The organism is uncultured Aliivibrio sp. (assembly GCF_946479765.1).
Lineage (GTDB): Bacteria > Pseudomonadota > Gammaproteobacteria > Enterobacterales > Vibrionaceae > Aliivibrio.
This window is the reverse complement of sequence record NZ_CAMLHO010000053.1, coordinates 1-19201: the sequence shown is the minus strand read 5'-3', so window position 1 is coordinate 19201 and position 19201 is coordinate 1. Positions and strand designations below refer to the sequence as shown.

The 19201-nt window shown below is 38.4% G+C and carries 15 protein-coding genes and 3 tRNA genes; 9 read left to right on the top strand and 9 right to left on the bottom strand.

Annotated elements, in window-relative coordinates:
* Nucleotides 1-583: 583 nt before the first annotated feature.
* Complete coding sequence (locus tag Q1K78_RS14935; protein WP_300180545.1) at nt 584-2209, top strand: methyl-accepting chemotaxis protein; 1626 nt, start codon at nt 584-586, stop codon at nt 2207-2209.
* 112 nt (nt 2210-2321) lie between these two features.
* Here Q1K78_RS14935 and Q1K78_RS14930 read toward each other — a convergent pair.
* From Q1K78_RS14930 to hrpB, 5 genes are all read right to left on the bottom strand, one after another.
* A tRNA-Asn gene (locus tag Q1K78_RS14930) sits at nt 2322-2397 on the bottom strand.
* A gap of 31 nt (nt 2398-2428) precedes the next feature.
* A tRNA-Thr gene (locus tag Q1K78_RS14925) sits at nt 2429-2504 on the bottom strand.
* A gap of 55 nt (nt 2505-2559) precedes the next feature.
* Nucleotides 2560-2635, bottom strand: a tRNA-Phe gene (locus Q1K78_RS14920).
* A 189-nt stretch (nt 2636-2824) separates the two neighbouring features.
* A complete protein-coding gene (gene mrcB, locus Q1K78_RS14915; protein ID WP_300180542.1) occupies nt 2825-5200 on the bottom strand; it encodes a penicillin-binding protein 1B in 2376 nt (791 codons plus the stop codon).
* A gap of 25 nt (nt 5201-5225) precedes the next feature.
* Nucleotides 5226-7691, bottom strand: a complete 2466-nt coding sequence (gene hrpB / locus Q1K78_RS14910) for an ATP-dependent helicase HrpB (protein ID WP_300180539.1) — start codon at nt 7689-7691, stop codon at nt 5226-5228.
* 59 nt (nt 7692-7750) lie between these two features.
* On the opposite strand from hrpB, the gene sfsA reads away from it, so the two are divergent.
* From sfsA to panC, 7 genes are all read left to right on the top strand, one after another.
* A complete protein-coding gene (gene sfsA, locus Q1K78_RS14905; protein WP_300180536.1) occupies nt 7751-8458 on the top strand; it encodes a DNA/RNA nuclease SfsA in 708 nt (235 codons plus the stop codon).
* Nucleotides 8459-8624: 166 nt separating this feature from the next.
* Nucleotides 8625-9074, top strand: a complete 450-nt coding sequence (gene dksA / locus Q1K78_RS14900; RefSeq protein ID WP_300180533.1) for an RNA polymerase-binding protein DksA — start codon at nt 8625-8627, stop codon at nt 9072-9074.
* Nucleotides 9075-9138: 64 nt separating this feature from the next.
* Nucleotides 9139-10032 (top strand): tRNA glutamyl-Q(34) synthetase GluQRS, encoded by an 894-nt coding sequence (gluQRS, locus tag Q1K78_RS14895; RefSeq protein WP_300180530.1) that lies wholly within the window; start codon nt 9139-9141, stop codon nt 10030-10032.
* Between the two features lie 123 nt (nt 10033-10155).
* Entirely contained in the window at nt 10156-11481 is a 1326-nt protein-coding gene (gene pcnB / locus Q1K78_RS14890; RefSeq protein WP_300180527.1) for a polynucleotide adenylyltransferase PcnB, read from the top strand.
* The gene (gene folK, locus Q1K78_RS14885) at nt 11478-11963 is read left to right on the top strand and encodes a 2-amino-4-hydroxy-6-hydroxymethyldihydropteridine diphosphokinase (protein WP_300180524.1); all 486 of its coding nucleotides are present in this window, start codon (nt 11478-11480) and stop codon (nt 11961-11963) included. Before pcnB ends, folK begins: the two co-directional genes overlap by 4 nt.
* Nucleotides 11964-11985: 22 nt before the next feature.
* Complete coding sequence (gene panB, locus Q1K78_RS14880) at nt 11986-12780, top strand: 3-methyl-2-oxobutanoate hydroxymethyltransferase (RefSeq protein WP_300180521.1); 795 nt, start codon at nt 11986-11988, stop codon at nt 12778-12780.
* Nucleotides 12781-12788: 8 nt separating this feature from the next.
* Nucleotides 12789-13670, top strand: coding sequence for a pantoate--beta-alanine ligase (gene panC / locus Q1K78_RS14875; protein WP_300180518.1), 882 nt, complete (start codon nt 12789-12791; stop codon nt 13668-13670).
* 72 nt (nt 13671-13742) lie between these two features.
* On the opposite strand, the gene Q1K78_RS14870 is transcribed toward panC, so the two are convergent.
* The 3 genes from Q1K78_RS14870 to Q1K78_RS14860 form a co-directional block, all read right to left on the bottom strand.
* The gene (locus Q1K78_RS14870) at nt 13743-14513 is read right to left on the bottom strand and encodes an ABC transporter permease (RefSeq protein ID WP_300180515.1); all 771 of its coding nucleotides are present in this window, start codon (nt 14511-14513) and stop codon (nt 13743-13745) included.
* Nucleotides 14513-15430: an ABC transporter ATP-binding protein gene (locus Q1K78_RS14865; protein ID WP_300180513.1), complete on the bottom strand. Its 918-nt coding sequence runs from the start codon at nt 15428-15430 to the stop codon at nt 14513-14515. The genes Q1K78_RS14870 and Q1K78_RS14865 overlap by 1 nt, the downstream gene beginning before the upstream one ends.
* 194 nt (nt 15431-15624) lie before the next feature.
* Complete coding sequence (locus Q1K78_RS14860; protein WP_300180510.1) at nt 15625-17280, bottom strand: SulP family inorganic anion transporter; 1656 nt, start codon at nt 17278-17280, stop codon at nt 15625-15627.
* A gap of 336 nt (nt 17281-17616) precedes the next feature.
* On the opposite strand from Q1K78_RS14860, the gene can reads away from it, so the two are divergent.
* Nucleotides 17617-18267, top strand: coding sequence for a carbonate dehydratase (gene can, locus Q1K78_RS14855; RefSeq protein WP_300180507.1), 651 nt, complete (start codon nt 17617-17619; stop codon nt 18265-18267).
* A 139-nt stretch (nt 18268-18406) separates the two neighbouring features.
* Here can and hpt read toward each other — a convergent pair whose 3' ends face one another.
* Nucleotides 18407-18937 (bottom strand): hypoxanthine phosphoribosyltransferase, encoded by a 531-nt coding sequence (gene hpt / locus Q1K78_RS14850; RefSeq protein WP_300180504.1) that lies wholly within the window; start codon nt 18935-18937, stop codon nt 18407-18409.
* Nucleotides 18938-19201: the final 264 nt, after the last annotated feature.

Here is a 19201-nt window from a genome sequence, read left to right as displayed (position 1 = left end):
TCCGAAAAGTAAAAGCAAACTAGTGATTATCAACTCACAAGTGCCCACACAGATTAATAGGTTTCAAATTGTTAAAGAGCTTTTCTTCTACTTTCAAAGCGTTTTCGCTTTTCTGTGAAGAGGACGGTCATTTTATCGAATTAAGCCTCAGTGTCAAGCACTTATTTGAAACTTAATTTCTAAACCATCTTACTAACCGTAATTGCTAATCCCTTATGGGATGGGGCTCTCCGTGTCAGTGAGGTCGCATTATAGAGAGTTCGATCACATTGGCAAGGGTTTTATGTGATTATTATCAACTTTCAATTTAAGTGCACAATAATCCACCTTGAACGTATATTAATACAGCTTAATACTCAGATTACGAGCTTTTATAGATTAAATACTCAAATTACATCGTTATTAATTAACACTCTAAGTATACCGTAATGACCATCTTCCATGATTTAGATCTAACCGGAGACCAATAAAGTGTTATATAAGCTTATTACATCAAACCAAGGCAACTCATTACTTAAACTTATTTCTTTTTTGGGTCGATATTGCAAGTTAAAAGTAATAATCAAAATTAGGATCAACAGACATGAAGCTAAAAACACAATCTTATGTTCTCGCAGCTATTATTTTATGTTCACTCATTATAATGACAGCTACTGGGCTGTGGACCTTACGAGTAGCAAGCACTATTGATAACAAAGCGCGAGTTACTGAGCTTTTTCAAACAACCTATAATTTAATTTCCAATATGGAAGATATGGTAAGAGAAGGTAAGATTGATGAAGCAAAAGCAAAAGAACTCACTATAAGCATCTTACGTAATAATGTTTATAAAGATAATGAATACATTTACGTGGCTGATGATAATTTAACGTTCTTAGCTGCTCCTCTTGATCCTCAGCTTCATGGCACTAGCTTTCATGAGTTTAGAGATAGTAAGGGTCAAAGTGTTGGACAAATCTTAGATGATGCAATGTCTAAAACTCCAAATGGTACTGCTGAATATACTTGGTCATTAAAAATGCCTAACGGTAGCATTGATAAAAAGCTATCTATTGCTAAAAAGACAAAATACTGGAATTGGATCGTTGGTACTGGTATCGGTGAAACAGAGGTAAATGCTCGTTTTTGGTCTACCGCTCAATGGCAATTTGGATTAGCTTTTATTATTGCTAGTTTAATTTTTAGTATTCTAATGATATCGATGAAGCGCATGATCTCTTTATTAGGCGGAGAACCACAAGATGTACATGCTGCTATCCAAACAGTCGCAGCTGGAAAGATCGTTACTCAATTTGATACTAAAGCAAGTGAAGGTAGTATTTATCACGCTGTTCAAACAATGAATCTTTCATTGGCAGAATTAGTTCAACACTTAACTCAATCAATGTTGGCTTTAAAAGCAGAATTAGCAGACGTACATTCAAGATCAGGATCAGTTAGTCAATTAACTGAGAGCCAACATCAATCAACCGAGATGATCGCCACTGCAATAACTGAAATGGCTTCCTCTGCAAATAATGTAGCTGAATCAGCAAAACAAACGGCAATGAATACGGATGAAGCAGATAAACAGAGTGTTCGAACTCAAAAGTTAATTACTGCAACCGTCTATAATATAGAGGGACTAGCTGAACAGCTTAATACCGCAAGTACAGCAGTCGCTGAATTGGACAGTGAGATTAATGGCATCGTTAAAGTTCTTGATGTGATTGGTGATATTGCAGAGCAAACGAACCTACTTGCTTTAAACGCTGCAATTGAAGCGGCTCGAGCTGGAGAGCAAGGACGTGGTTTTGCGGTGGTTGCTGATGAAGTTCGTAATCTTGCAGGAAGAACACAAGGCAGCACTAAAGAAATACAACAAATGATATCTAACTTACAGAAGGGGTCTCTAAACGCTATTTCTACAATGGATATTTGTGCTGAAACAAGTAAGTGTACAGTTTCTGAATCTAAAAACGCGTCAAATGCCTTACAACAAATAGTTACTGCTCTTGAATCAATATCAAGCATGAGCCATCAAATTGCAATTGCTTCTGAAGAACAGAGATACGTGAGTGAAGACATTACTCAAAGAGTAAATATGATTGAAGAAAACGGTCAGAAATTAGCAACTATTGTTGCTGAAAGTAAAGACAGTACTCATATATTAACGGAACTTGCTGATGATTTAGAAACTTGGTTAAACAAATTTCAAGTTAAAAGTTAACCATATTTAATACAAGTAAAGGCAAGCATCAATTGCTTGCCTTTTTTATATCCGTTTTTTACATTAACCAAAAACGGAAAAAGCCTCGTCATTTCTGACGAGGCTTTAAATGTGGCTCCCTTTGCTGGACTTGAACCAGCGACATACGGATTAACAGTCCGGCGTTCTACCAACTGAACTAAAAGGGAACAGGTATTACATCTCATTAAAGAGAATTAATGGTGCCGACTACCGGAGTCGAACTGGTGACCTACTGATTACAAGTCAGTTGCTCTACCTACTGAGCTAAGTCGGCACACTAATTTTTTCATTGCTCGTGTTAATAAGTACTAAGCACCAACAATATAATATGGTGCCCGGAGGCGGAATCGAACCACCGACACGAGGATTTTCAATCCTCTGCTCTACCGACTGAGCTATCCGGGCAACAGGTGTATTAAACGGCTTTTAAGCCTTTAGGTCAACCAATAATTACAAATAAAAGTTTGTTTGATGAAAATACGTACTGAATGCTTGTTTTTATAACGTTTCATTAAACAAAATACTGATAGATAACATCAAACATCACTTTAATTCATAATTATCACTATGATATCAATCATAATTAGATGTAATCTAAAGCCCAAAAATATCCGTTAGCCAAGCCGCTGGAGTGTTTTTTCTATCACACTCAGCTTTATATTGAGCGCTTTTATCCCATATAGGCAACTGTACCTTTCCCCTACAGTTTGGTTCTAACGTTTTATTATTTTCTAAATCAAACCCCGCAGTTATCACATCATTAGGCCAAGGCAATTGATACGTTTCTGGGATTCGTAAACTAAGATAATCGGCATAAACCCTTAATGCACCGCTAGAGCCTGTCAGTTTCATTGGTTTATTATCATCTCTACCTAACCAAGTAATCGCGACTTCTCTTCCATCAATACCCGCATACCAGCTGTCTCTTGAGTCATTACTGGTTCCCGTTTTTCCAGCTAACGCCGCCCAGCTGTATTTACTGTTCAGAAACCTAGCTGTTCCTTCACTAACCGTTTTTTTCATACCATAAATCGTCAACCAAGCCGCTTGCTCAGGAATAACAGCTGAAGCTCTTGGGAAGTTTTCATAAAGCAAAGTACCCTGAGTGTCCACCACCGCCTTTAATGCAGTTAACTTCGCTTTTTTACCACCATTACCAAGAGTTTGGTACATTTGAGCAACTTGGTACGGTGATAAATTAATCGATCCCAATAGTATTGATGGAACTTGGTTAATCTCTTGAGCATCGACACCTAACTTAACTAAGGTATCAGTGACTTTACTTAAGCCAACCATTAACCCCAAGTTAACAGTAGGTACATTCAATGAACGAGAAAGTGCATAATACAAAGGAACTTGCCCTCTGAATTTACGATCAAAGTTCCGAGGAGACCAAGTTGTTCCTTTACTGCCTTTTAATGAAATCGCTTTATCATCTAAGGTTGTCGCTAATGAAAATTTACCGGGAGTTTCTAGCGCTGACAAATAAATAGCGGGCTTAACCAAAGAGCCTATCGGACGCTTCGCATTAATAGCGCGGTTAAAACCATCAAACCTTGTCCTACTCCCCCCTATCATTGCTCGAATTTCGCCACTTTGGCGATCTACAATCACCATTGCTGCTTCTAACCCTTTCCCTGCACGTTTTTCTAATTGCGGTACCATCCTCTCAACGGCTTGTTCTGCTTTTTGTTGCGATAAAGGGTCAAGTGTTGTAAATACACGTAACCCCTCACCTTTTTGATATGCATCTCCTGCCTTTTCTTTTAATTCCCACTTCAACTGCTGAAAATATGCAGGTTGTCTTGTCGCGATTGTTGCCCGTTTTTTCACATCTAAAGAACGACTAGCCGCCATTTCATATTGACGAGGCGATAAAATATCTTCTTGCATCATCAAGCGTAAAACCAAATCTCGACGATCTTTTACTCTTTCAGGAAAACGCATAGGATTATAATAAGAAGGACCTTTAACCATACCAACCAACATCGCTAATTGATCAATTCTAAGCTCTTCGATTGGACGACCAAAATAGACTTGTGCCGCTAAACCAAAACCATGAATAGCCTCCCCCCCCGTTTGTCCTAGATATACTTCATTTAAATACGCTTCTAATATTCGGTCTTTGCTATAACGATAATCTAAAATAAGAGCAATATAAGCCTCTCGAACTTTACGCCATAAGGTGCGCTCACTAGACAAAAATAAGTTTTTCGCCAATTGTTGAGTTAAGGTACTTCCACCTTGAACTGTTCTTCCTGCCTTCATATTAACCAAAGCAGCACGTGCTATCGCTAATGGTGAAACGCCGTCATGTTGATAAAAATCTCTATCTTCGGTTGCTAATAATGCATCAACCATCACTTCAGGGAATTGCTCTCTTCGTAAAAATAAACGTTGCTGATCATCATCCGCATCTAGCATCCCTAAAAATTGAGGTTCAATTTGCAAAAATCCCATCTGTTTTTTAGCCGTTCGGTTTTCAATCTTTTGCAAACCATCAGCGTTAAAATACAACATGACATGGCGATCTGGTTCTGGCCCTTGTTGAAATTCAAAAGGACGACGGATTAATTCGATTTTTGTCGATGACGACGAATATTCACCCGAACGTTGAGGTTGACTTACCTTCTGATATTTTAATATATCCAACTCTTTTTTTACTGACTGTAAGCTTATGTTTTGTCCTGGAGAAAGCGTTAACACTCGGCTATAAACCACTGTTGGTAAACTAAATAATTGCCCATCAAAACGGTTCTTAACTACTGTATCTAGATAAATACCAGCAATAAGTAAAATAGCCATAACCACCAAGCTCAATTTAAAACCCAGTATTATCAGTCCTTTCCAAAAAGAACGAGCTGATTTTGAATTTTTCTTACTTGTCGTTTTTCTTTCAGTTGGTGCTTTTTTTTTCATTATCGCCTTTTTCGGCGCCGCTTTTACTGGTGTTTTTTTCTTTTCAGCCATGAGAAATCTTTTAAATTGAGAAACATTAATTAAAGTGACGTTTTGTTTTTTTCGTTGCTTGATGAGTTGCAGGATCATCTGGCCAAATATGCTTTGGGTATCGCCCTTTCATTTCTTTTTGTACTTCTTTATATGACCCCCCCCAAAAACCAGCTAAATCACTGGTTGTCTGCAATGGCCTTTGAGCCGGTGACAATAACTCCATCACCAACCTCTTTGCCCCTTTTGCCAATAGCGGCGTTTGAGCTTCACCATATACTTCCTGCATTCTAACTGAAATTTTAGGGGCTGATTGCAACTCATAGCAGATCTTTGCTTTTGTTCCTGTTGGTAGTAAATAATGCGTCGGTAAATAGCCATTAATCTGCTTTATCTTATCCCAACCAACATAAGCTTCTAGCGCATCAATAAGGTTAATTGTTTTTAATTGTTTATCATTTTTAATACCATTCATGAAAGGCAATAACCACTCATCGACATTCTTAAGTAATTGATTTTCGCTCATAGAGGGAATTTCAACTTCCGGCAACCATTCAGCACAGCAAAGTAGACGAGAATACAAATCTTGAACGTCTTTATTCCAATTCAAACACATCAACCCTTTCCGCTTGAGCATACTAAGCAATGCTAGTGATATTTTGTCAGGATCAGGTGAACTTATTCGTTTCCGTTCAATCACTAACTTACCTAAACACGTTCGATTTTCAGCCACCATCCTGCCCGATTTCTCATCCCAATCAACATATTCATTCTCTATAATTAAATGAGAAACAGCTCCGATTAATGAGGTTTTAGATAATGAAGCGGCAAGAAACACATAACTGCGGTTTTGATTGCCTTTTAATAAATCCACCACGACCAAATAATCACTTTGTGCAATAGACTCAACCTCATCCAATTGCACCCCATGACCATTTGCTAATTGAAATTGTCCTATTTCTCCTTTAGCCATCGCTATTCGATCAGGAAAACCAACAACAAGCACCTCACTAATCAAATCAATAGATACTTGCTTGACGTCTTCTTTTACCGACAACAAACTCGCTAAACGCTGAACTCTTTGTTGGTAATAGTGTTGTTTAGGGTACTTACCATCCAATAAGAGAGAGAGATGAAAACTAAGATCTTTCGACGAGATAGATTTTGCAGACTCCTCAATAATTGGAAGTAAATACAAAGCAGTATGTAAGTGAGCAACAGAATGTTTTTTAGCTTGTAACACCACAGCGGCAAGTCGAGGATCAAGGCCTAATAATTGTGACTGCTCACCCAAGCTGGTTAATTGACCTTGTTGATCAATGAACCCTAATTGACATAATAAGAAACGAGCTTGTTCTGAATTAGCACTAGGGGGAGGCGTTAACCATTGTAAGTCGAGAGGATTAGTGACTCCCCATTTAGATAACTCTAAAATCAAAGAAGATAGATCCGATGATTCAATTTCAGGTGATTGAACCAAGGCTTGTTGTTGATACTGTGACTCACTGTATAAGCGTATGCAAATACCCGGCTCTAAACGCCCCGCACGCCCCTTTCTTTGCTCTGCTGATGATTGAGCTATTCGTCTCTGTTCTAATTTAGTTATTCCTGTCTTTGCATCAAAGGTGGCTTTACGCTCATAACCACTATCAATAACAATTCGGATCCCTTCTATTGTCAAACTGGTTTCAGCCACATTGGTCGCTAATACCACTTTTCGTTGCCCTTTTGCTGCTGGTTTTAACGCTTGTTGCTGTTTTTTTGGATCAAGCTGACCATATAAAGGAGCAATGAGGATATTGGAGGGCAGATCCCTTAATCGCTCTTCTAACTGCTTTATCTCCCCTACGCCAGAAAGGAACACAAGCATAGAGCCCTCTTCATTAGCAAGAGATCTACGAATAGCTAACTCTGTTGCCTCGACTATTCGTTGATTCGTTTTTAGAGGGACGTAAAATGTATCTACAGGAAACAGTCGACCATCAGACTCTAAATATACGGCATTAGGTAATAAATCTTGCAGTGCTTCTTGATCTAACGTTGCTGACATCACGAGTAATTTTAGATCATCTCTTAACGCTTCTTGTACTTCGAGAGCAAATGCCAAAGAAGTATCAGCATGCAAGCTACGTTCATGATATTCATCAAAAATTAGTAATCCCACTCCAGATAATTCAGGATCGGATTGGATCATTCGAGTCATGATCCCCTCGGTGACGATCTCTAAGCGAGTATTCGCACTAACCTTAGTTTCACCTCTCACCCTAAAGCCCACCTGCTCACCTACTGATTCACCAAGCTGAGAGGCTAGATAATTAGCAATATTTCGCGCAGCCAACCGTCTAGGTTCCAACATAATGATTTTACCCTCAATCACCTTTTCTTTTAATAGCGTTAAAGGTAGCAATGTTGATTTCCCTGCCCCCGTTGATGCTTTTAAAATAAGTTGAGAATGGTGGTGTAATCCCTCAATTAATGATGGGATCACCTTTTCAATAGGTAACTGTGACAATGGTTTCGCCTTATGGCATTATCTCGAATTAAACCATTGTACAAAAAAACAGTAGTTAAATGAAATTTGAACCTGAATTAGAATCTGGAGTGTTAATTAAACGCTATAAACGCTTTTTAACTGACATTACATTACCAGATAGAAGTGAACGAACTATCCATTGCGCTAACACAGGAGCAATGACAGGTTGTGCTGACACGGGTAATACGGTGTTTTTTTCAACATCCAGCAATTTAAAGCGTAAATACCCTAATAGTTGGGAGTTAAGTGTCACAGAAAATAAGCATACAATATGCGTTAATACCATCCGAGCAAATCAATTAGTCGTTGAAGCTATTCAAAATAAAAAAATTGACGAACTAACTAAATACAACACACTTAAAACGGAAGTTAAATATGGCTCTGAAAATAGTCGTATTGACATTCTTATTAGTGAAAATTCACTACCTGACTGCTATATTGAAGTGAAGAGCGTTACTTTATTAGGGGAAGCAGGCCAAGGCTATTTTCCAGATGCAGTCACCACTCGAGGTCAAAAACACCTTAGAGAATTGAGTGAAATTGCACAAAATGGACAAAAAGCGGTATTATTTTTCGCTGTTTTGCATTCAGGTATTGAAAAAGTATCAATTGCACACCATATAGACCAACAATATTATTCTTTATTAATTGATGCGATTGAAAGTGGGGTTACTGTTCTCTGTTACCAAGCAGAGATGTCATCAAAAGAGATGAAGATCGTACACAAGCTACCTTTCTGTATTTAACTGCTTAAAATAGCAGCATATTAACTTTATTTTTAAGAAAAGTGCTACGTTCTGGTTACTAAGTCTCAAATGATGAAATCATTATTTGATTGCCTGTTTTCTTTCTGTTATAGATAGCGCCCTCATTTGGCTAGTGGGAGTCAAAGACGTTTTTAGGAGAAGTGTAATGCCAGAGAGCAATACGAAAAGAACGCTAGGTATTCTAGCTATCGCTGGTGTTGAACCTTACCAGGAAAAAGCTGGTGAAGAGTATATGGGCCCAGCTCAAATTGAACACTTTACCAAGATTTTAGCAGCTTGGCGCAACCAACTTAGGGAAGAAGTTGAACGCACTATGAACCACATGAAAGATGAAGCAGCAAACTTCCCTGATCCTGTTGATCGTGCAGCCCAAGAAGAAGAATTTAGTTTAGAACTGCGTAACCGTGATCGTGAACGCCGTCTAATTAAAAAGATTGAAAAAACACTTAACAAAATCGAAGAAGAAGATTTCGGCTTCTGTGATTCTTGTGGTGTTGAAATCGGTATTCGTCGCCTAGAAGCACGTCCAACCGCTGATCTTTGTATTGATTGTAAAACACTTGCAGAAATCAAAGAAAAGCAAATGGCTGGCTAATTACCAATCAGCATAATAAAAAGGGAGCCTGGCTCCCTTTTTTACGTTTATACTGTGAAATATTATGACAACTCAATACATAGGTCGCTTTGCCCCATCGCCATCAGGCCCTCTACATTTTGGTTCTCTTGTTGCAGCTTTAGGCAGTTACTTGCAAGCAAAATCTCAACAAGGTCAATGGCTTGTTCGCATTGAAGATTTAGATCCTCCACGAGAAATCGAAGGAGCTTCAGATCTGATCATTCAAACCTTAGAAAATTATGGATTTGAGTGGGATAGTAAGATTGTTTATCAAAGTCAGCGTCATGATATTTATCAATCTCAAATCGACCAATGGATTACACAAAGTAACGCGTATTTCTGTCAGTGTACTCGTAAACAAATCAAACAAGACGGTGGGTTTTATCTTGGACGCTGTAAACATAAACAGCATCCAGAGAAAGACGTTTCCGTACGCCTTGTTATGCAACACCCTGTTGAATCATTTTTTGATATTAAACACGGCACCATTTACATTCCGTCTCAATTAGCCCAAGAAGATTTTATCATCAAACGCCGAGATGGTTTGTTTGCTTACAATCTAGCAGTTGTATTGGATGATATTGACCAAGGTGTCACAGAAGTAGTCAGAGGGGCCGATTTAATTGAACCAACAGGACGTCAAATCTCACTTTATCGTCAATTAGGTAAAAAAGAAGTCAGTTATCTGCACTTACCACTTGCTGTTGATGATTCAGGGAATAAACTATCAAAACAAAACTATGCACCTGCAATTGATAATGCCAATCCAAGACCAACATTACTTGAAGCATTGCGATTTTTAGGTTTTTCCTTACCAAAGGACATAGAAAACGCCACATTGAATGAAATTTTTCAGTGGGCAATCAAAAATTGGCAACTAAAACAGCTACCAATTGGGCTCGAGATCACTACCCCATTCTCAAAACCTTCAATATAAGCTATGATGTGCGCCTATTTTTGACTGCTCACTTGAATATCGAGGTAAATTATCTTTAATCAAGTCGCCCGTTTTTGTCGTAATTTACTCAAAAACAACAGTGAAATCTGCTCAACCGAGGATTTGAAACTGAACGTTATCACACGCCAAGAACATAATATTTCACGTAAAGACCTTAGCGATAACGCGCTAAAAGTGCTTTACCGTTTAAGTAATGCTGGATACGACGCCTATCTAGTAGGTGGAGGTGTGCGCGATATTCTTCTAGGACAAGAGCCTAAGGATTTCGACATCGCAACCAACGCGACACCAGAGCAAATCAAAAAACTATTTCGAAATTGCCGATTAATTGGTCGTCGATTCCGTTTAGCTCATATTCTTTTTGGTAGAGATGTCATTGAAGTAGCGACGTTTCGTGGCCACCACAAAGAAGAAGAGTCTGAGACAAAGAATATTTCATCTCAGTCTAAAGAAGGTATGCTATTACGTGATAACGTCTATGGCACTGTTGAAGAAGATGCCCAGCGTCGTGATTTTACGATTAATGCGATGTATTACAACATTGCAGATTACTCAATTCATGATTACGCAAATGGCATTGAAGATTTAAAAAATGGAGTCGTACGTCTCATCGGTGATCCGGAAACTCGTTATCGAGAAGACCCAGTTAGAATGCTACGCGCGGTACGCTTTGCTGCAAAATTAGACATGACAATTTGCAATAAAACCGCAGAACCAATGGTTGAATTGTCCCCACTGTTACGTGATATCCCTGCGGCTCGTTTATTTGAAGAATCACTTAAACTACTTCAAGCAGGAAAAGGCTTAAATACCTATTTAATGCTGCGTAAATTTAACTTGTTTCAACAATTGTTCCCCGCGCTTACGCCATTTTTAACAAAAGAAGGCAACAGTCAAACGGAACAAATGATCGAACTAGTATTACATTCAACAGACAAACGTATAAATAGCGGTCAACGAGTTAACCCTGCATTCATGTTTGCAGCAATGTTATGGTATCCATTAACGGCTCAAGCAAAAGAAATTCAAAATGAAAATAGCAAACTTGATGAATACGAATCCATTATGGAAGCGTCTAATATCATGCTTGATATTCAAGTAAAAAGCACGGCGGTCCCTCGTCGCTTAACCGCGACTATTCGTGATATTTGGCAATTACAACTTCGTTTACCTCGTCGTACTGGTAAACGTGCGTTTATTCTTATTGACCAACAAAAATTCCGTGCTGCTTATGATTTCCTTGAAATGCGTGGAAAAGTGGAAGGTGGTGATGTAAAAGCACTAGCTGAATGGTGGACTGAATTCCAGGACGCACCCGTTCCACACCGTAATAACATGATTCAAGGCTTACATGGTGGTCGTTCAACCGGTACACGTAAACGTCGTAGCCCTTATCGTAAGAAAAAAAGAACGAATAACGATTCATGATCAAAGTAATTATCGCCATAGGGAGTAATCTAGGGAACCCTGTAGCCCAAGCAGAAGCTGCTATTGATGCTCTTCATCAATTACCACACTCGACAGTGACGGCGGTATCATCACTGTATAGTAGCTCACCTATGGGACCTCAAGACCAACCTGATTATATTAATGCGGTAATAGAAATAGAAACAACATTATCTCCTTTAGCATTATTAGATCTTACCCAAAAAATCGAACTTGAAAGAGGTCGAGTAAGAAAAGATGAACGCTGGGGACCAAGAACCCTCGATCTCGACATTATTTTATTTGGCGATCAAACGATCGACAATGAGCGATTAATAGTGCCTCATTACGGCATGAAAGAACGTGAATTTGTTCTTTATCCGCTCGCAGAAATTTATAACGATTTAACCTTTCCTGATGGAACAACGCTTTCTCAGCTACTTACACAAGTAGAGAGAAATGGCTTAACTATTTGGAAAGCGTAATCGCTTCTAGTAAGGATGTTTTATGAAAAAAATCTCTATTAATGACTTAATGAAATGGAAGCAAGAAGGTCGTAAATTTGCAACAGTAACGGCTTACGATGCTAGTTTCTCTCAACTGTTTGAACAGCAAGAAATTCCTGTTTTACTTGTTGGTGATTCATTAGGTATGGTTTTACAAGGTAAAAATGACACATTACCTGTAACAACAGAAGAGATCGCTTACCATACTCGCTGTGTTCGTGCAGGGAGCCCAAATAGCTTAGTAATGGCTGATATGCCATTCATGAGCTATGCAACTCCTCAGCAAGCCTGTGAGAACGCTGCAAAATTAATGCAAGCCGGTGCTAACATGGTAAAAATTGAAGGTGGTGAATGGATAGCCGAAACAATAAGCATCCTTGCTGAACGCGCAGTACCTGTTTGTGCTCATCTTGGTTTAACGCCTCAATCAGTAAACATTTTTGGTGGTTTTAAAGTTCAAGGTCGTGATGAAGAAAAAGCGGACCAAATGGTAAAAGATGCATTAACGCTTGAAAAAGCAGGAGCTCAAATTATTTTACTTGAGTGTGTACCTGCCTCTCTTGCTGAACGTATCACTAAAGCATGTAGAGTTCCGGTTATTGGTATTGGTGCAGGTAATAGCACTGATGGTCAAATCCTAGTAATGCACGATATGTTTGGTATCTCTGCGAACTACATGCCTAAATTCTCTAAAAACTTCTTAGCTGAAACTGGCGATATGCGTGCTGCAATAACTAAATACATTCAAGATGTTGAGCAAGGTCTATTCCCTGCTGCTGAACATACATTTAATTAAGGAACGTAATGGACATTTTTTCTGAAATTCTGCCATTACGTGAGCAGATTAAAACTTGGAAGCGCGAAGGCAAACGTATTGCTTTTGTTCCTACCATGGGCAATCTGCATGAAGGCCACCTTACACTTATGCGTACCGCACGCGAACATGCCGATATTGTTGTTGCAAGTATTTTTGTTAACCCAATGCAATTTAACAATATTGATGACCTAACTAACTATCCTCGTACTCTTGATGATGATGTAGAGAAACTAACGACTGAAAAAGTGGATTTAGTTTTTACTCCAACACCTGAAATCATGTATCCGGAAGGATTAGACAAACAAACGACGGTTGATGTCCCTGTTATTTCGACTATTTTAGAGGGCGCTTCTCGCCCAGGACATTTTAAAGGGGTCTCTACTGTCGTAAATAAGCTCTTCAATATCGTTCAACCTGACGTTGCTTGCTTTGGTGAGAAAGACTTTCAACAATTAGCGCTTATACGTCAAATGGTGATCGATATGGCTTTAGACATTGATATCGTCGGTGTTGCTACCGTTCGTGAAATGGACAGTTTAGCCATGAGCTCACGCAATAACCTTCTGACATTAAATGAACGTCAACGTGCGCCTGTTTTAGCTCGTACTATGCGTTGGATCAGTAGCCAAATGCGCGGTGGTCGTAACGATTACGCTTCACTAATTGAAGATGCAAATGATCAATTACGTGCGGCGGATTTACAGCCTGACGAAATATTTATTCGCGATGCCAGAACACTTCAAGAACCAACAGAAGAGACAACTCAAGCGGTCATATTGATGGCGGCATTCCTTGGTCAAGTGCGACTGATCGATAACTTAGTTGTTGAACTTCATATCGCGCCAAGTGAAGAAGAAACAGAAGAGTAACTCTTACTCTATCAACACATTAAAAAAGGGCTGATGATTAATAACCATCAGCCCTTTTTTTAAACGTTTATTCTAACTTCTTAAACCCGTACCCTTTGATATTAAATGCAAAGCAATAACGTATAACGCAAGAATAAATATCGATAAAACAGCAAAAGCTGTTCCAATACCTACATCCGAGACCCCTAAAAATCCATAACGAAAAGCATTTACCATATAAACAATTGGGTTGAGTTTTGATACGTCTTGCCAGAATTCAGGCAATAAATTAATAGAGTAAAACACACCACCCAGATACGTTAATGGCGTTAAAATAAAGGTCGGGATAATACTAATATCATCAAATGTCCTAGCGAACACCGCATTAATTAATCCACCTAAAGAGAATACAATTGATGTCATTAATACCGTTAGCATTATCACACCAAAATGGGCAATTTGAATATCTACAAAAAATAGCGATACACAAGTAACCAAAGCACCAACCAATAGTCCACGTACAACACCACCACCGACAAAACCAGCAATAATAATGTAGTTAGGCACAGGTGCCACTAATAGCTCTTCTATATTCTTTTGAAACTTAGCACTAAAGAATGAAGAAGCCACATTAGAGTAAGAGTTAGTGATCACTGACATCATGATCAAGCCAGGAACAATATATTCCATATAACTAAAACCACTCATTTCACCAATTCGAGAACCAATCAAATTACCAAAAATAATAAAATAAAGAGTCATGGTAATAGCAGGTGGTACAAGTGTTTGCACCCAAATACGAGTAAATCGATTTATCTCTTTAGATATAAGGCTTTTAAATGCTGTCCAATATAGATTCATCATTATTTAGCTTCCCCATTACGAACGATGCTTACGAACAATTCTTCTAATCGATTGGCTTTATTTCTCATAGAAAGTACGTTAATGCCTTGATGATTCAATTGCTCAAAAAGGTAATTCAATCCTTGAGATTTATCGATTTTCACCTCTATCGATCCCTCTTTACTGCTTGATACCTTAGCTCCTTCCAATTGAGGAACTGGACTACCTTCAGCTAAATCTAAAATAAAAGTTTCGACCTGAAGTTTATTAAGTAGCAATTTCATTGAGGTATTTTCAATGACTTCACCTTTATTAATGATACCGATATTTCGACACAACATTTCTGCTTCTTCAAGATAGTGTGTCGTTAAAATAATCGTAACGCCTTGCTCATTGATCTGCTTTAAAAACTCCCACATAGAGCGACGTAGTTCAATATCAACACCAGCAGTTGGTTCATCAAGAATTAATAGCTTTGGCTCATGCATTAATGCACGAGCAATCATTAAGCGACGCTTCATCCCACCTGATAAATGACGAGCACGTTCGTCTTTTTTATCCCAAAGATCGAGCTGAGAGAGATACTTCTTTGCTCTCTCTTTTGCAAGGGGACGTGGCACACCATAATAACCAGCCTGCTGTATAACTATCTGATGCACAGTTTCAAATGGATTAAAGTTAAATTCTTGAGGTACTAATCCAATCTGTTGTTTTGCTTGAACTAACTGAGAATCAATATCGAAACCAAACACCTTAACTCGACCTGATGTTTTATTCACGAGTGAACTAATAACGCCAATGGTTGTTGACTTACCAGCCCCATTTGGGCCTAGCAGTGCGTAGAAATCGCCTTTTTCAACCGTTAGATCTATCCCTTTTAGTGCTTCGAAACCACCCGTGTAAGTTTTTCGCAATTGTTCTATTTCTAATGCGTACATATTTCACCCATCACTTAGATTAGCATCTATTAATATACCTAGCTTATCGTTGAATTACGATGAATGCAATTACATGCTTGCGATTAATCAAAGCAACCTAATGTTAAACACACCTAAACATCGAAAATAAATCGTATAAATAAAAATGGCTGAATAATTATATTCAGCCATTTTTTGATTTTTAATTCAAAAGCTTAGTCCATATTGGGCGAGACTTGTTTAACCGCAGACTTGAGAGCTTCATAACGGAAAGAATAGGTTTTTTGCTCCGGAATTAAATCCAATATATGAAATTTCTCCAACTGCAATCTCGTATTCTCATTAGGGCACAATAAATAAACTTGGCAGTTTGCATCTAACGCATCATTAATCGCATTCTCCAAAGCCAAGCCAACAGTAACGTCTATCATTGGCACATCCGTTAAATCTAAGATCATCACTTCATAATCAGAGATACTACTATGCTGACGAGAAATAGCTTTAGATACACTGAAAATCATCGGTCCAGATAAGTAAAAGAACAATACCTTGCCATTTGCTTGGTCTAACAAACGCCTTTCACTGTCCGTCAGCGGAACATCATCTTCATCTGCATCACTAATCGCTTTAACTTTCCTTGCTTGCTCACGGCTTAAACGCTCAATAATAATAATATTTGAGATAAATACACCAAGACCAACAGCAACAATTAGATCAACGAACACAGTTAATAGCATTACGCTATACATGATCGCCATCCCAGCAAAACTTACTTTATGAGCTCGTTGAATAAAACTCCAATCCAGAATATTAAATCCTACATAAACGGCAATACCAGCCAATACCGCCATTGGGATCGGTTCTGTTAATCCACCAGCGACTAAGACAACTAAAGCAAGCACCGCGGCCCTGAATATGCCTGATAATGGAGAGCGCGCGCCAACTTGAATGTTAGTGACGGTTCCCATTGTTGCACCTGCACCAGGTAAAGCGCCGAATAAACCTGAGATCATATTTGCTAAACCTTGGCCGCGTAATTCTTTATCTGAATCATGCTCTTTACGTGTAAGGGAGTCACCAATAACGGCAGTTAATAGCGTATCAATACACCCAAGAGTTCCTAGAACCAACGCATCAATGACCATTGTAGTAAACATCTCTGCATTAATGGTTGGAATCACTAAAGAAGGAAGCCCCGCAGGTATCTCACCTATTCGTCGAATTGAGTCCATATCAAAAAAGAGAACAGACAATGAAGTTACTGCAACTAATGCGACAAGTTGAGCTGGCACATATTTGCGATATTTTTCAGGGAAAAGAAATAAAACGGCTAACGTTAATAAACCAAGAAATAACTCTTTTACATCAAGATTACTTAACGTTTCAGGTAATGCACTAAGAGTACCAATAACACCACCAGCAGGTGCAGCGTGGCCTAATAATGGAGAGAGTTGTAGAATGATTAAAATAATGCCAATTCCAGACATAAAGCCTGAAATAACACTGTAAGGCATTAGCGTAATGTACTTACCTAATTTCAAGGTTCCCAATAAAATCTGAAATGCGCCAGCCATCATAACAACAGTAAAACTCATTGCCATTCCAGCCTCTGGGTATTTGGCAACCATACTGGTTAATACCGCAGTCATGATCACAGTCATTGGCCCAGTTGGCTCAGAGATCAATGTTGAAGAACCACCAAACAAGGATGCAAAGAAACCAACCATTATCGCGCCCCAAAGCCCGGCTTCTGCACCAGCACCTGAAGCGACACCAAATGCTAACGCTAATGGCAATGAAATAATGGCGGTGGTAACCCCACCAAACAAATCGCCTTTTAAATTTATATTTTCAAATCGTTGCCCAAACACAAATCACTCCCTGAAATAAATAATGCTAACTCTGTAATAGTATTTGTTTTATACACAATGAACTAAAGATAAGGTAGTTAATCTAACAAATGTTACTCACCTGTCATAATAGTTAATTAGAACGAATGACTTTTGCTTATATCCTATTTATCCAATAGATGCTGTTAGTGCCTAATTTCAAGCTCCTACTCCTCAGATGAGTACTTTTAAGCGCACTTTTTAGCAGCTTGAAATTGTAACATTGTGTATAGTAAATAAACCTGTTAACGTTTTTAACAGAAAGAAGTTTAGGTAATACCCTTTCTTCTCATGTATTTAAGGGATGAGAAATTTAAAATGCCAGAAATTAAAGAGCTTTTTGAAAACAATTCTAAATGGGCAAAATCAATTAAAGCCGGCCGTCCAGAGTACTTCTCCCAACTTGAAGAAGGACAAAACCCAGGTTTCCTATGGATTGGTTGTTCAGACAGTCGAGTTCCAGCAGAGCGTTTAACTGGGCTTCATTCCGGCGAGCTGTTTGTCCACCGAAATGTAGCCAACCAAGTGATTCATACCGATCTGAACTGTTTATCCGTATTACAATATGCCGTCGACGTATTAAAAATTAAACACATCATCGTATGTGGCCATTATGGTTGCGGTGGTGTAAATGCGGCAATCGAAAATCCTCCATTAGGATTAATCAATAACTGGTTACTTCACATTAGAGATTTATACCTAAAGCATAGAACCGTATTTGGTCATCTTCCTCGTGAAAAATGGGGCGATAAATTATGCGAGATAAATGTTGCAGAGCAAGTGTATAACGTAGGTAATTCAACCGTAATGCAAACCGCTTGGGAGCGAGGACAAGATGTTCAAGTTCACGGCGTTGTTTATGGTATGGGCGATGGCGTGCTAAATGATCTTGGTGTTAAAGGCCATAGTCGAGAATCATTGGAAATCTCCTACCAAGCCGCAATGTCTGTAATAACTAATTGCGAATAAATGATGATAAAAACCAGATAGATTTGCATCTTAATTATCAAAAAAGTTAGCCAGAGAATATTTCACTTCCCTTTCTCTGGCTTTTTATTACGTTACTATTCTTAGGCGTACAAATCGATAAAATAATTTAAGAGCAATATTATTCTAGTGGTACAACTTTACCGATATAAGGTAGGTTACGATATTTTTGTGCGTAATCAATACCCACACCAACAACAAACTCATCTGGAATAGAAAAGCCGAACCAATCAACCTTAACTTCTACTTCACGTCGAGAAGGCTTATCAAGCAATGTACAAATCGTAATTGAGTTTGGCTCACGAATAGACAAGATCTCACAAACTTTACTTAGTGTATTACCAGTATCGATAATATCTTCCACTAATAGGATGTCTTTGCCTTTTATATCATCATCAAGATCTTTCAAAATGCGTACGTCACGCGTACTTTCCATACTATTTCCATAGCTTGATGCTGTCATAAAATCAACGGTCATTGGTGTATCAATCGCTCGTGCTAAATCAGCCATAAATACAAATGATCCACGTAACAAGCCAATCATCACTAAGCTATCAGACTCTTTATAATGTTCAGAAATCTGTTGGCCTAATTCTTTAACACGTTGGGCTACCTCTTGTTCAGAGATCATTACTTCTACTGTATGTTTCATACTATCTCACTTAGTTCGTTGATCTTACCGATGGCAAGCTTTAGACCCGTACAGTTTACAACAAAACAGCAAATGACGTTGGCTCAATTATAAAAGTTTTTTATACCTCTTTATGATTACTGGTATAATTTTGTATGTTACGCTCTATTTAAAGAGTAAATGATTGCAACTTTTAAAAATAACCTCTAAGTACGTCATATTTTTAATTTATAAACTGAATAATCGTTGAATATATGAACAGTTTTATGTAAGGTTATTGAGAAT